Origin of the sequence: Bailinhaonella thermotolerans (assembly GCF_003594875.1) — a bacterium.
Classification (GTDB): domain Bacteria; phylum Actinomycetota; class Actinomycetes; order Streptosporangiales; family Streptosporangiaceae; genus Bailinhaonella; species Bailinhaonella thermotolerans.
In genome coordinates this window covers 291,280-304,350 of the sequence record NZ_QZEY01000003.1, presented here as the reverse complement: position 1 = coordinate 304,350, position 13,071 = coordinate 291,280, and the positions used below count along the sequence as shown (strand labels likewise).

The window sequence follows — 13,071 nt, the reverse complement described above, 5'->3', positions numbered from 1 at the left end:
GCGAGGCGGGCGTACGGCGGGCATGCGGCAGGGGTACGGCGGGGCCGGGCCCGGGTCAGTCGCGCGGGTCGCCCTCCAGGCGGTGGAGCTCCTCGTCTACCACCGACTGGTCGAGCTTCCGAAAGAGGGGCGTCGGCGGGGCCAGCGGGGTGCCCGGGGTGATGGGGACGGACTCCCAGCGGGCCTGGCCGTCGTAGTCGCCCATGAGGACGGAGTAGTCGGGGCCGTCGGGCTCGGAGACCGTGCGCAGCTCGGGCATGCCGGTCCACAGCCCCTCGCCGCCCAGCATCTCGTGGACCTTGGTCGAGGACGCGGGCAGGAACGGCGTGAGCAGGGACTTGGCGTCGCTGACGAGCTGGAGGGCGACGTGCAGGATCGTCCTCATCCGCTCGGGGTCGGACTCGCGGAGCTTCCACGGGGCGTGGTCCGAGAGGTACTTGTTCGCGTCGCCGATCACCGCGAAGGTCTCGCCGATGGCGTTCTTGAAGCGCGAGCGCTCCAGCTCGGCGCCCACCCGCCCGAAGGCCGCGCGGCCGCGCTCCAGCAGCGCGCGGTCGGCGTCGGTCAGCTCGCCGGGCCCGGGGATCGCGCCGATGTTCTTGGCCGCGAAGGAGATCGAGCGGTTGACCAGGTTGCCCCAGGTGGCGACCAGCTCGTCGTTGTTGCGGCGGACGAACTCCGACCAGGTGAAGTCGGTGTCCTGGGTCTCCGGCCCGGCCGCGGCGATGTAGTAGCGCAGCGAGTCGGCGTCGTAGCGCTCGAGGAAGTCGCGGACGTAGATGACGACCTGGCGCGAGGAGGAGAACTTGCGGCCCTCCATGGTCAGGAACTCGCTGGACACGACCTCGGTGGGCAGGTTGAGCGCGCCGAGCGGGCCCGGGCGGCCGCCCTTGTCGCCCTGGCCGTTGTAGCCCATGAGCATCGCCGGCCAGATCTCGGCGTGGAAGACGATGTTGTCCTTGCCCATGAAGTAGTAGCCCTGGGCGTCGGGGTTCTGCCACCAGGCGCGCCAGGCGTCGGGGTCGCCGGTGCGGGCGGCCCACTCGATGGACGCCGACAGGTAGCCGACGACCGCGTCGAACCAGACGTAGAGCCGCTTGTCGCCGCGGTCCTCCCAGCCCTCCAGCGGGATCGGCACGCCCCAGTCGAGGTCGCGGCTGATCGCGCGGGGCTGGAGGTCGTCGAGCAGGTTCAGCGAGAACTTCAGGACGTTAGGCCGCCACTGGCCCTGCTTGCTCTGCAGATAGGTGCCGAGCGCGTCGGCGAAGGCGGGCAGGTCGAGGAAGAAGTGCTCGGTCTCGACGAAGACCGGGGTCTCGCCGTTGATCCGCGACCGCGGGTTGATCAACTGCTCGGGGTCGAGCTGGTTGCCGCAGTTGTCGCACTGGTCGCCGCGCGCGCCGTCGTAACCGCAGAGGGGGCAGGTGCCCTCGATGTACCGGTCGGGCAGGGTGCGTCCGGTGGACGGGGAGATCGCCCCCATCGCGGTCTTCGCGAAGATGTAGCCGTTGGCGTACAGCCCCTTGAAGATCTCCTGCGCGATCGAGTAGTGGTTGCGCGTCGTCGTCCGCGTGAACAGGTCGTAGGACAGGCCCAGGCCCTGGAGGTCCTCGGCGATCACCCGGTTGTAGCGGTCGGCGAGCTGGCGGGCGGTCAGCCCCTCCTTCTCGGCCTGCACCTGGATGGGCGTGCCGTGCTCGTCCGTGCCGCTCACCATCAGGACCTTGTTGCCCGCCATCCGGTGGTACCGGCTGAAGACGTCGGACGGCACGCCGAATCCGGAGACGTGCCCGATGTGGCGGGGGCCGTTGGCGTACGGCCAGGCAACGGCGGTCAGGATGTGCGAGGACATGGACCAAGCCTAGAGGGAGTGAGCCGGAGCCCGGACCGGATCACCGGGCGGCCGGGGTGTCCGGAGTGGCCTGAGCGGTCTTCTTCTCCTCCGCCTCGTCGCGGCGCACGGCCTCAGCCGCCTCCTCCGCCGCGCTCGCCGCCACGTCGGTAGGGGTCTCGCGGGTCCGGCGGATGCCCAGGATGCTGATGAACAGCGCGGCGAAGATCGTCTGGAAGCTCATGATGAGCGCGGTGGCCGAGGGCACGACCAGGCGCAGCGACCAGCGGGGGTTCAGCTCGCCGAAGTTGTTGACCTGCCAGTGGAACAGGGAGGCGACCAGGCCCGCCAGCCCGGCGAGGGCCAGCAGGCCGCCGATGATCAGGCCCTTCTCCAGGGTCATGATGTCCACCAGCCGGCGCACGCGCTTGTCCTCGGGCAGGAAGCCCTCCTCGGCCGCGTAGACCTTGGTGAACAGCGCGAACAGCACCGCCTGGAAGCCGATCACCACCAGGGCGGCGGTGCCGACCAGGGTGTCCACGTCGAAGGCCAGCGCGCCGATCGTGACCGGGCCGGTGACCAGCGCGGCGCTGGCGAGCAGGCCGACGATCATCATCGCCAGGCCGGGGATGAAGAACAGCCAGCGGGGGCTGTAGAGGAGCAGGAAGCGCAGGTGACGCCAGCCGTCGCGCCAGGAGCGCAGGTGCGGCGGGCGGGAGCGGCCGTCGGGCGAGAGCGTCGTCGGCACCTCGCGCACGTCCAGGCCCTGGAGCGTGGCCTTGACCACCATCTCCGAGGCGAACTCCATGCCGCCGGTCTGCAGGCCCAGCTTCAGGATCGAGTCGCGCCGGAAGCCGCGCAGGCCGCAGTGGAAGTCGCCGATCTTGCTGGGGAAGAACAGCCGGCCGACGAACGACAGGACCGGGTTGCCGAGGTAGCGGTGCAGCGGGGGCATCGCGCCGGGGGCGATGCCGCCCTTGAAGCGGTTGCCCATCACGAGGTCCGCGCCGTCCCGGAGCTGCTCGACGAACGGCATGAGCGCCGTGAAGTCGTAGGAGTCGTCCGCGTCGCCCATGATCACGTAGCGGCCGCGCGCCGCGCGGATGCCGCCGATCAGGGCGTTGCCGTACCCCTTGGCCTCGATGTGCACGACGCGGGCGCCCGCGTCTCGCGCGAGCTGCTGGGAACCGTCGGTGCTCCCGTTGTCCGCGATGACGACCTCGCCGTCGATCCCGTGCTCCTTCATGCAGGCGATCGCCTTGCGGACGCACGTCTCCACGGTCTCGGCCTCGTTGAGACACGGCATGACCACGGTCAGTTCCACGTCTTCTCCTCTGCGTTGTCCGGCTTCCCGGGCACCGGCGATCATTGCCGGAGCCCGGCCGGGGCGCGCAATCAAGATGGCGGGCGGCTACCCTCGACCGGTCACGATCAAACGTCGCTGTGTCTATACATGATGCACGGCGGGGCTCATCGTTGAGTTCAAAAGCCCCACAGCGCGTCCCCCCGACCGGGCATGCTAGGGGCCAATCGCATACGTTACCTACCAGTGGCAACGTGTGTCGCACAGGTACGACCTAGGAGGACGGGTGAGGGTGAACGGGGGCAAGCTACGCGCTTACCTGCGTCGCCACCGGGTCTTCGCCGTGGCCGTGGTCCTGGCCGCCGCCGTGCGCGTCGTCGCCATGCTCGGTTACCGGCCGGTGATGTGGTTCAACGACTCGTACGAGTACGTCTCGGTCGCGTTGCACCCGCGCCCGCACCCGATCCGGCCCGACGGATACGGGTTCTGGCTGCTGCTGCTCAAGCCGTTCCACAGCTTCGGGCTGGTGGCGATCACCCAGCACCTGATGGGGCTGGGCATCGCCGTCCTCATGTACGCCCTGCTCCGGCGCCGGTTCGGGCTGCCCGGCTGGGGGGCGACGCTGGCCACCCTGCCGGTGCTGTTCGACGCCTACCAGATCCAGCTCGAACACCTCGTGCTGTCCGACGTGATGTTCACGTTGCTCGTCGTCGGCGTCGTGACCCTGTTGTTGTGGCATCGCAAGCCGACGGTGAGGATGGGCGTGGCGATCGGGCTGCTGCTCGCGCTGGTCACGCTCACCCGGACCATCGGCATGGCGATCCTCGTGCTCGTGGGCGTCTACCTGCTGGTCAAGCGGGCGGGCTGGCGGCCGATCCTGGCGATCGTGCTGGCCTGCGGCATCCCCGTCGTGGCGTACATGGGCTGGTTCAAGGCCGTTCACGGGAAGTTCGCCATGACCGGCAGCGACGGGCTCATCCTCTACATGCGCACGATGGCGTTCGCCGAGTGCGCCAAGATGAAGCCGCCGCCCGAGCTGGTGCCGCTGTGCAACCCCGACCCGCCGGACAAGCGCAAGCTGTCGCAGTACTACCTGTGGTCCAAGGAGGCACCGGTCCACCGCTACGGCGGCTACCGGTTCACCGAGCTGAACAACGAGCTGGCCGGCAAGTTCGCGCGGCAGGCCATCCTCACCCAGCCGGCCGACTTCCTGCGGGTGACGGCGCGTGACTTCCTGCGCACGTTCCAGTGGGACCGCAAGGTCTTCCCCGACCCGTCCACCTACGAGCAGTACGAGTTCGGGGTGAAGGAGCGGGCGCTGCCGGGCTGGGCGCTGTACGGCGGCAAGAGCGCGGCCTCGGAGATGGTGAGCTACGAGAAGGGCCGGGCCAGGACCACGATCGTGAGCCCCTGGGCCGACTTCCTGCGCAGCTACCAGGATTACGTCTACCTGCGCGGCACCCTGCTCGGCGGAATCCTGCTGGTCGGCCTGGCCGGCCTGGTCCAGCGCTGGCGACGCCTCGGCGGTCCCCTCCTGCTGCCCTGGCTGGCCTCGGTGGGCCTGCTCCTGGCGCCGGCCGCCACCGCCGAGTTCGACTACCGCTACGTGCTGCCCGCGGTGCCCCTCGCGTGCCTCGCCGCCGCGATCACCCTGCGCCGCGGCGTCCCGGCCGTACGGCTGACGCGCCGCCGGGCCGCCCCCGCCGAGCCGGTCGTGGAGCCCGCTCCCCCTAAGGAGCTCATCCCCACCCCCTGACCGCCGTCCCGGGGAGCGGCACCACCTCTACGCGGGCCACGGGCCGCGGACCACGACCACGATCGGGGCCCTGTCCCGCCTCGCCGCGGGTCAGCGGGCGGGGCGGGTGGTGCGCAGGACGATGTAGCCGCCGCGCTCGAAGACGGTCCTGTAGCCGTGGCGGCGCAGGAAGTCCACCCGGTTGCGCTGCTCCTCCACCGACTTGAACGGGAACGTGCGGCGGCTCACGTCCGCGACGACCCAGGGCGCGAAGCGGGGGGTCCGGTCCCACAGCAGGACCCGGGCCCGGGCGGACAGGGCCGGGCCGAGGCGGTTGGCGCTCTCGACGAGGACGCCCGACGGGACCTGGGCCACCGCGGCGCGCGCGGCCCCCCGGCGGTCGTCGCCGACGATCGTGTCGGTCACCAGCCTGCCGTACGCGAAGAACGGCATGAGCAGGACGGACACGACGAGCACCGCCTTGGCCCAGGTCTCGCCGTACGCCCTCAGGCGGGACGTGCCGTCGATCGCGGCGAGGAACAGGACGGCCACGATGAACGCGTTGTAGTGGTACTGCGTGCCCCACCAGTTGGGGAAGTCGCCCGCGAGCAGGCGGGCGGCCAGCGGCGGCAGCGCGACCAGCGTGAGCGGCGACAGCAGGCACGCGAACAGCACCATCGCCCCGAGGCAGGCCAGCGTCCACAGCTTGGCCTGCGGCGTGCCCAGGGTCTCGATCGCGCGCAGCGGGTCGGTGACCATCGTGCCGAGGACGCCCGGGATGTCCGGCCCGAGCTTGCCGTACGCCCAGTAGTAGTCGGCCTTCCCGCCGAACAGGGGGATCAGCAGCCGGGTGGCGATCCAGACCGCGCCCAGGCCGCCGACGAGGAAGACCAGGCCCATCCGCCACCACTGGCGGCGCGCGGCGAGAAGGTACAGCCCGTAGCCCGCGATCAGGAGGCCCATGTCCTCCTTGACGAGCAGCAGCAGGCCCGCCGCGGCCAGGCCCCACCGCGCCTTGCCCGCGTCGAAGCGCTCGATCATCAGCGCGACCAGCAGCGGCGCGAACGCCACCTCGTGGAAGTCGAAGACCACCGCCTCGGCCACCGGCCAGGACAGGGCGTACGCCCCGGCGGCGAAGATCGCCGCGCGGTTCCCCAGCCGCCGCCGCGCGAAGGCCCAGACCACGGGGATAGAGGCCGCGATCAGCACGGCCTGGGCCACGATCAGCGTCTTCGGGCCGTCATGGAGCCAGTACAGCGGCGCGAGGAGCATGAGGATGGGCGACCAGTGGTCGCCGAGGACCGGGAAGTCCCGCCCGAACTCGTTGTGCACGCCCTTGGCGATCGACACCGGGGACTCGAACCGGGAGTACGACCGGATGGCCTGGTCGAAGATGACCAGGTCGTACGTGCCGGCCCGGAACGCGGTGAACTGGAGCAGTCCGACCCCCGCGTAGAGCGCGGCGGCGGCCAGCGTGATCAGCCCGACGACCCGGGCGTCGGATCCCGTCCGCGGAGGCGCCGCCTCGCCCCCGCCCCGCTTCGCCGTACCCGCGACAGCCACCCCGCCTCCTCACCGCCCCGTGAACCCCGCCGGCAGATTACCGCCTGGGTTCGCGGTGGACGGCGTCGTACAGCTCGCGCTTGGGCACTCCGGCGGCCTTGGCCACGTCGGCGATCGCCTGCTTGCGGGGCACCCCGGTCTCCTCCAGCGCGGCCACCTCGGGCACCAGGTCCTCGACGGGGACCGGGCCCCTCCCGGCGTATCCGGCGACGACGAGGGTGATCTCGCCCTTGACCCCGGCCCCGGCCCATTCGGCCAGCTCGGCCAGCGGGCCCCGGCGCACCTCCTCGTAGGTCTTGGTCAGCTCGCGGCACACGGCGGCCTGCCGGTCCGGGCCGAACGCCTCGGCGAACGCGGCGAGCGCGGCGGCCAGGCGGTGCGGGGCCTCGAAGAAGACCATCGTCCGCGGCTCCCGCGCCAGCTCGGCCAGGCGGCGGGCGCGCTCGCCGGGCTTGCGCGGCGGGAAGCCCTCGAAGGTGAAGCGGTCGCTCGGCAGCCCCGAGACGGCCAGGGCGGTGGTCACGGCGGACGGGCCGGGCAGGGCGGTCACGCGCACGCCCGCGTCCACGGCCAGGCGCACGAGGCGGTATCCGGGGTCGGACACGCCGGGCATGCCCGCGTCGGTGATCACCAGCACCTCGCGGCCCTCGCGCAGGTCCTCCAGCAGCTCGGCGGCGCGCTGGGCCTCGTTGGCGTCGTAGTAGGAGACGATCCGGCCGCCGATCGTCACCCCGAGGTCGGCGGCCAGGCGGCGCAGCCTCCGGGTGTCCTCCGCGGCGATCACGTCGGCGCCCGCGAGCGCCGCGCGCAGCCTCGGCGACACGTCCTCGGCCTGCCCGATCGGGGCCCCGGCCAGCACCAGTCTCCCTGTCTCTGTCACCCTCACATCCTCCCCGATCCGGGGGGCGCGGGGGCCTTCACCCACCACTCACCTGCTTGTGCGGCATTCGCCCGCCTGGTCGTGTCAGGGCCATGGCGAGGGGCGCTCCCCGTACCATGGCCGGGTGGCAGCGACGGATTCTCACCCGCAGGCGGACCACCAGGACGCGCCCGCGCCCGTCCCGGCGGATCACGCGGCGGAGTACTCGGCGGAGCCCGGCACGGGGCCCGCGACGGCTCCGGGGCGGTCCCTGCGCGACCGTCTCGTGCCGCCGATGCGCGGCAGCGTGCTCTGGGGCTGGCTGGGCCCGATCCTCGTGGCCGTGTTCGCCGGGGTGCTGCGGTTCACCCGCCTCGGCCAGCCGGACTCGATCGTCTTCGACGAGACGTACTACGCCAAGAACGGGCTCGGGCTGCTGAGGTTCGGGACCGAGCACTACTCGGTCAAGGACGCCGACAAGCTGCTCAACGCCGGCAACACGGACATCTTCCTCAAGTGCCCGCCGGAGCCGCTGGAGAAGTGCGCCGAATACGTCGTGCACCCCCCGCTCGGCAAGTGGATGATCGCGCTCGGCGAGTGGCTCTTCGGGATGAACCCCTTCGGGTGGCGCTTCGCCGCGGCCCTGTTCGGCACGCTGACCGTGCTCATCCTGGCCCGGGCGGCGCGCCGGATGACCCGCTCCACGCTGCTCGGCTGCCTGGCCGGCCTGCTGCTGGCGCTGGACGGCCTGCACTTCGTGCTGAGCCGCTTCGCGCTGCTGGACGTCTTCCTGACCTTCTGGGTCGTGGCCGGGTTCGCCTGCCTGCTCGTGGACCGCGACCGGGGCCGGGGGCGGATCGCCGACTGGGCCGAGAGCACGCTCCAGCTCCGGCGGCCCAGCGACCTCGGGCCGATCCTCGGGGCACGGCCGTGGCGGCTGCTCGGGGCGGTCTGCCTGGGGCTGGCCACCGGCGTGAAGTGGAGCGGGGCCTACTACCTGGTGGCGTTCGCGCTGCTCGTGCTGTTCTGGGACCTGGGGGCGCGCCGCGCCGCGGGACTGCGCAGGCCCGTGCTGGGCACGCTCGTCCGCGACACGCCGTACACCCTGATCGGCATGGCGGCGATCTCGATCGTCGCCTACACCGCGACCTGGGCCGGCTGGTTCGCCACGGCCGGCGGATACGGCCGCAACTGGGACCGCGCGACCGCCGGGGGGCCGCTCCACTTCGTCGTGGACTCGTTCCAGTCCTGGTACTCCTACCAGCGGCAGGCGCTGGACTTCCACGGCGGCCTGGCCAAGAGCCACCTGTACATGTCCGAGCCGTGGGAGTGGCCGATCCTGGCGCGGCCGGTGGCGTTCTTCTACACCCAGCCCACGCGCGGCCAGCTCGGCTGCGACGTGGACACCTGCTCGCGCGCGGTGCTCGGCATCGGCACCCCGGCGATCTGGTGGGCGGGCATCGCCGCGCTCGCCGCGATGATCGCGTGGTACTTCGCCACGCGCGACTGGCGGGCCGGGGCGGTCCTGCTGGCGTACGCCGCGGGGTGGCTGCCCTGGTTCTGGTACGCCATCGTGAACAACCGGACGATGTTCCTGTTCTACGCGCTGCCGATGCTGCCGTTCCTGATCCTGGCGATCGTGCTCGCGCTGGGACTGATCATCGGACCGGCGAACGCCCCGACGACGCGGCGGTTCGTCGGCGCCGCGATCGCGGGCGCGTACACCCTCCTCGTGATCCTCAACTTCTGGTACCTGTATCCGATCCTGTCGGCCGAGGTCATCCCCCGGCTGGAGTGGGTCTCGCGGATGTGGTTCAACCGCTGGATCTGACCCTCCCGTCCCCCCGTACGGCCTGGCGCCCGCGTGCGCCGGGCCGTACGGCTTTCCGGGGACGTCTCCCGCGCGCCCGGGGCCGTGGCATGCGCCGGTCGCGACCCGCGCCGGTCGCGGGCTGGGCCGGCGCGCCCGGCCTGTCGCGGGGGCCGGTCACGCGCGGGGCCCGGTCAGGCGCGGGGCCGGTCAGGCGCGGGGCCGGTCAGGCGCGAGGCCGGTCAGGCGCGGATGGCCTCGGCGCCGCTCTGCCGGGCGCAGGCGGCGCAGCAGTACGTCGTGCCCTCCTGGGTCTCGACGCCGTGGCCGAGGATCCGGCAGCCGCAGTGGGCGCACTCCGGGGCGATGGCGCTCGCCGCGCACTCGACGCTGTCGAAGGTGAAGTCCCTGCCGTCGCTCGTGCGGACGGCGAAGGTCCTGTCGTAGTCGTTGCCGCACACGTCACATCTGGCCATCGCCCGCTTCTTCCCTCCTGATGAGGTTTGCGACTTACCTCCGGGTGACGATCCCCTTTATGTAGTCATCGCTAAAAAACCCTGCTACGGTTCTTTCTGTAGCGATCACTATAGATCTGGAGAGGTGCGTCATGGGAGAGCTGAACGGCAAGGTCGCGCTGGTCACGGGGGCGAGCCGGGGCATCGGGCGGGCGATCGCCGTACGCCTGGGACGGGACGGGGCGCTGGTCGCGGTCCACTACGGCACGGACGAGGCGGCCGCCAAGGAGACCGTCGCGACGATCGAGGAGGCGGGCGGCCGCGCCTTCGCCGTACAGGCGGAGCTGGGAGCGGCAGACGGCGTGGAGAGGCTGTTCGAGGGGCTGGACGCGGGGCTGCGCGAGCACGCGGGGGGCGACCCCGGGCTCGACATCCTGGTGAACAACGCCGGGATCGGCCTGCCGGGCACGATCGAGCAGGTCACGCCCGAGGGGTACGACCGGGTGTTCGCGGTGAACGTGCGCGCGCCGTTCTTCATCGTCCAGGCGGCGCTGCCGAGGCTGCGGGACGGCGGCCGCGTCGTGAACGTCACCTCGGGCGTTTCCCGCATCGCCTTCCCCGAGGGCATCGCGTACGCCATGACCAAGGGCGCCCTCGAACTGCTGACGCTGAACCTCGCCAAGCAGCTCGGACCGCGCGGGATCACCGTGAACTCGGTCGCGCCGGGGATCATCGACACCGACGTGAACGCGGACTGGCTGCGCGGGAACGCGGAGGCCGAGGCGTACGCCGCGAGCCGCGCCGCGCTCAACCGCGTCGGCACCCCGGAGGAGATCGCCGACGTGGTCGCCTTCGCCGTCTCCCCCGCGGGGCGCTTCGTCACCGGCACCACCCTGGACGCCACCGGCGGCGGCAACCTCTGAGTGCCGTACGGCGACCCGCCGCCGCTCCCGGACGCCGCACGCGGGCCGCCGGTGACCGGACGCCGTACGGCGGGCCGCCGGTGACCGGACGCGGTGGTCGCGGGGCGCGGGTGGAGGCGGCGGCCAGGCCGGGCGGACCGGCGGCGGGTCAGGCGTCCAGGACGGCCGATCAGGCGTCCAGGGCGGCGGGTCAGGAGTGCGGGACGGCGGGTCAGGCGTCCAGGGCGGCGAGCAGGGCGGGGACGTCGGGGTCGTCGGGGGCGAGTTCGCGGGCGCGCGCCAGGTCGGCGCGGGCGGCGGCGGGCCGGCCCGCGGCGCGGTGGGCGACGGCGCGGTTGTAGAGCAGGGCGGCGTCCTCGGCGACCGCCAGCGCCCGGGTGAGGTCGGCGACCGCCGCCTCCGGGTCGCCCTCGTCCAGCGACAGCGCGGCCCGTCCGGCCAGCGCGGCGACCAGGTCGGGGGCCGCCGCGAGCGCCCGGTCGAAGTCGGCGCGCGCCGCCGCGCGGTCTCCGGCGTCGGCCGCGAGCTGGGCGCACACGCAGATGAGATAGGGGTTCCCGGGGTCCAGGGACAGCCCCTCGGCGATGTCGGCGGCGGCCCCCGCGCGGTCGCCCGCCGCCGCGCGCAGCCCGGCCCGGTTCACGTACGCGTCCACGTAGCCGGGGTCCAGCTCCAGCACCCGCCCGAGGTCGGCGAGCGCGCCCTCCTCGTCGCCCAGGGCCTGCCGCAGCAGCGCCCGGTTGTGGTGCATCTCGGGGAACGGCGGGCCGAGCCGTACCGCCTCGTCGTACCCGGCCAGGGCCTCGGCGTGGCGGCCCAGGCGGTGCAGCAGCCCGGCCCGGTCGAAGTGGTATTCGGCGTAGTCGGGGTCCACCGCGAGCAGCGCGTCGTAGGCGGCGACCGCCTCCTCGGGCCGGCCCAGCATGGTCAGCAGCCGCGCCCGGTTGGACAGCAGTGTGCAGCGGTCCAGGTCGTGCCTGCCGGGCGGCAGCGCGGCGTCCATGCGCGCGATCCCCTCCTCCACGGCCCGCAGCGCGCCCTCGGCGTCCCCCCGGCGCATCTGGATCAACGCGCGGCCGTTCCGGTAGAAGACCTCGTGGAACGCCCGGTCGTGCGGGTCCGGCAGCAGCGAGGCGATCGCGATCGCCGCGTTGACCTCGGCCGTCGCCCGCGCGTAGTCATGACGCCCGGGCTCGTGGTGCCGGGCGTAGAGCATCGCGATCTCGTACCCGGCCACGTGGTGCACCGCCGGGTCGTCCGACGCCTCCCGCGCCTCGGTGTACAGCTCCTCGGCCTCCCGCGTCCGCCCCAGCATCGTCAGCGACAGCGCCGCCCGCTTGGTGAACCGCCACCAGTCCGCCCCGCCGTACGCCGCGAGCTCCCGTCCCCGCAGCCCGAACTCCAGGCAGGCATCGTGGAAGGCGTGCGCGTAGCAGTGTTCCTGGGCGACCAGCAGCGCCTCGACCGCCGCCACCGGGTCGGAGCCGTGCCACCGGTGCCAGGGGATCGCGCCGAGCCGCCAGGTCCACTCCCCCGCCGCCAGTTCGTCGGCGCGGGCGTCGTGCAGCGCCGCGCGCTCCTTCTCGTCGAGCGCCCGCAGCGCCGCGAGCCCGCCGTCCCCGGTCACGTCCCCGGTCAAGCCGTCCCCGGTGAGGTCGTCCCCGGTGAAGTCGTCCTCGGTGAGGTCGTCCTCGGTGAGGTCGGCGGCCACGGCCCGCCTTGCCGGTTCCCTGGTGGCCTCGCGGTCCCCCGGCCGCGGCCCACGCCCGGACGGCACGGCCCACACCCCGCCCGAGGGGGCGGGCACGCCGCCGGCTCCGTCGGCCGGGCCAGGCGAAGCCTCGTCCCCGGACGCCGCGCCGCCCTCCACCCCGGCGGACCCGTCCGCTCCGCCCGTTCCGAGCGTTCCGTCCGCCGCGTGCGCTCCGCTCGCGCCGTCCGCTCCGTGCGCGCGGCCGCCCAGCCGTACGGCCGCGGGCTCGCGGGACGGGGCGGCGGCGTGCGCGGTGACGGGGGCACGGCCGGCCGGGAAGGGGACGGCCCCGGCGAGGACGAGCGTGAGCCGGGCGGGGTCGAGGCGGCGGAGGAGGATCTCCAGGAGCTCTCGGTCGGTGGGGTCGGCGGCGTGGGTGTTCTCGACGACCAGGGACCGGGGGGACCCGTCGGCGGGCAGGTCGCGCAGCAGGTCGGCCAGGCCGTGGGAGACACGGGCGGAGCGGAACCGGGAGTGGATGCGGGTGCGGTCGGCGAGCGGGATCCGCTCGAACAGCGTCTCGCGGGTGGGGGGCACCAGGGGGCGCAGCTCGGGGGCCACCCAGCGGATCTCCAGGTCGTGCGCGCGCACCAGCTCCGGGGCCGCACGGAGGAGGCGCGGGACCAGGGCGCGGACGATCGACCCGCCCGCGGTGAAGGGGCCGCGGAGCCGGGCGTGAGCGTCCACGGGCGGGATCAGCGGCGGGGGCGCGTGCAGGGAGGCGATGACGCTCTCCCGCTCTCGGCGAGTGCGGCCGCTGACGATGTGGTGGGTGACGGTCACGGGCGCTCCCGGGCTGCGCGGTGGGTGCGTTCTCGATGCTGCCAGTCCGATACGGG

9 protein-coding genes are annotated in these 13,071 nt (G+C 73.0%); 3 read left to right on the top strand and 6 right to left on the bottom strand.

The features are described from left to right. Window positions 1-55 precede the first annotated feature (55 nt). A complete protein-coding gene (gene metG / locus D5H75_RS10610) occupies window positions 56-1,852 on the bottom strand; it encodes a methionine--tRNA ligase (RefSeq protein WP_119926223.1) in 1,797 nt (598 codons plus the stop codon). A gap of 40 nt (window positions 1,853-1,892) precedes the next feature. Further along, complete coding sequence (locus D5H75_RS10605; RefSeq protein ID WP_202638031.1) at window positions 1,893-3,155, bottom strand: glycosyltransferase family 2 protein; 1,263 nt, start codon at window positions 3,153-3,155, stop codon at window positions 1,893-1,895. Between the two features lie 265 nt (window positions 3,156-3,420). On the opposite strand from D5H75_RS10605, the gene D5H75_RS10600 reads away from it, so the two are divergent. After that, window positions 3,421-4,890 carry a hypothetical protein gene (locus D5H75_RS10600; RefSeq protein WP_202638030.1) on the top strand — a complete coding sequence of 490 codons (1,470 nt, stop codon included), beginning with the start codon at window positions 3,421-3,423 and terminating at the stop codon, window positions 4,888-4,890. Between the two features lie 90 nt (window positions 4,891-4,980). On the opposite strand, the gene D5H75_RS10595 is transcribed toward D5H75_RS10600, so the two are convergent. Together D5H75_RS10595 and rsmI are read right to left on the bottom strand one after the other, a co-directional pair. Next, the gene (locus D5H75_RS10595) at window positions 4,981-6,432 is read right to left on the bottom strand and encodes a DUF2079 domain-containing protein (protein ID WP_119926222.1); all 1,452 of its coding nucleotides are present in this window, start codon (window positions 6,430-6,432) and stop codon (window positions 4,981-4,983) included. A gap of 37 nt (window positions 6,433-6,469) precedes the next feature. Continuing rightward, window positions 6,470-7,312, bottom strand: a complete 843-nt coding sequence (gene rsmI, locus D5H75_RS10590) for a 16S rRNA (cytidine(1402)-2'-O)-methyltransferase (protein WP_119926221.1) — start codon at window positions 7,310-7,312, stop codon at window positions 6,470-6,472. A gap of 274 nt (window positions 7,313-7,586) precedes the next feature. Here rsmI and D5H75_RS10585 point away from each other — a divergent pair, with 274 nt between their 5' ends. Further along, window positions 7,587-9,122, top strand: coding sequence for a dolichyl-phosphate-mannose--protein mannosyltransferase (locus D5H75_RS10585; protein WP_119926564.1), 1,536 nt, complete (start codon window positions 7,587-7,589; stop codon window positions 9,120-9,122). A gap of 221 nt (window positions 9,123-9,343) precedes the next feature. Here D5H75_RS10585 and D5H75_RS10580 read toward each other — a convergent pair whose 3' ends face one another. Next, window positions 9,344-9,577 (bottom strand): hypothetical protein, encoded by a 234-nt coding sequence (locus D5H75_RS10580; RefSeq protein WP_119926220.1) that lies wholly within the window; start codon window positions 9,575-9,577, stop codon window positions 9,344-9,346. A gap of 131 nt (window positions 9,578-9,708) precedes the next feature. On the opposite strand from D5H75_RS10580, the gene D5H75_RS10575 reads away from it, so the two are divergent. After that, the gene (locus D5H75_RS10575) at window positions 9,709-10,479 is read left to right on the top strand and encodes an SDR family oxidoreductase (RefSeq protein WP_119926219.1); all 771 of its coding nucleotides are present in this window, start codon (window positions 9,709-9,711) and stop codon (window positions 10,477-10,479) included. Between the two features lie 211 nt (window positions 10,480-10,690). Here the strand turns inward: D5H75_RS10575 and D5H75_RS44025 are convergent, their stop codons facing one another. Continuing rightward, window positions 10,691-13,015: a tetratricopeptide repeat protein gene (locus tag D5H75_RS44025; RefSeq protein WP_119926218.1), complete on the bottom strand. Its 2,325-nt coding sequence runs from the start codon at window positions 13,013-13,015 to the stop codon at window positions 10,691-10,693. Window positions 13,016-13,071: the final 56 nt, after the last annotated feature.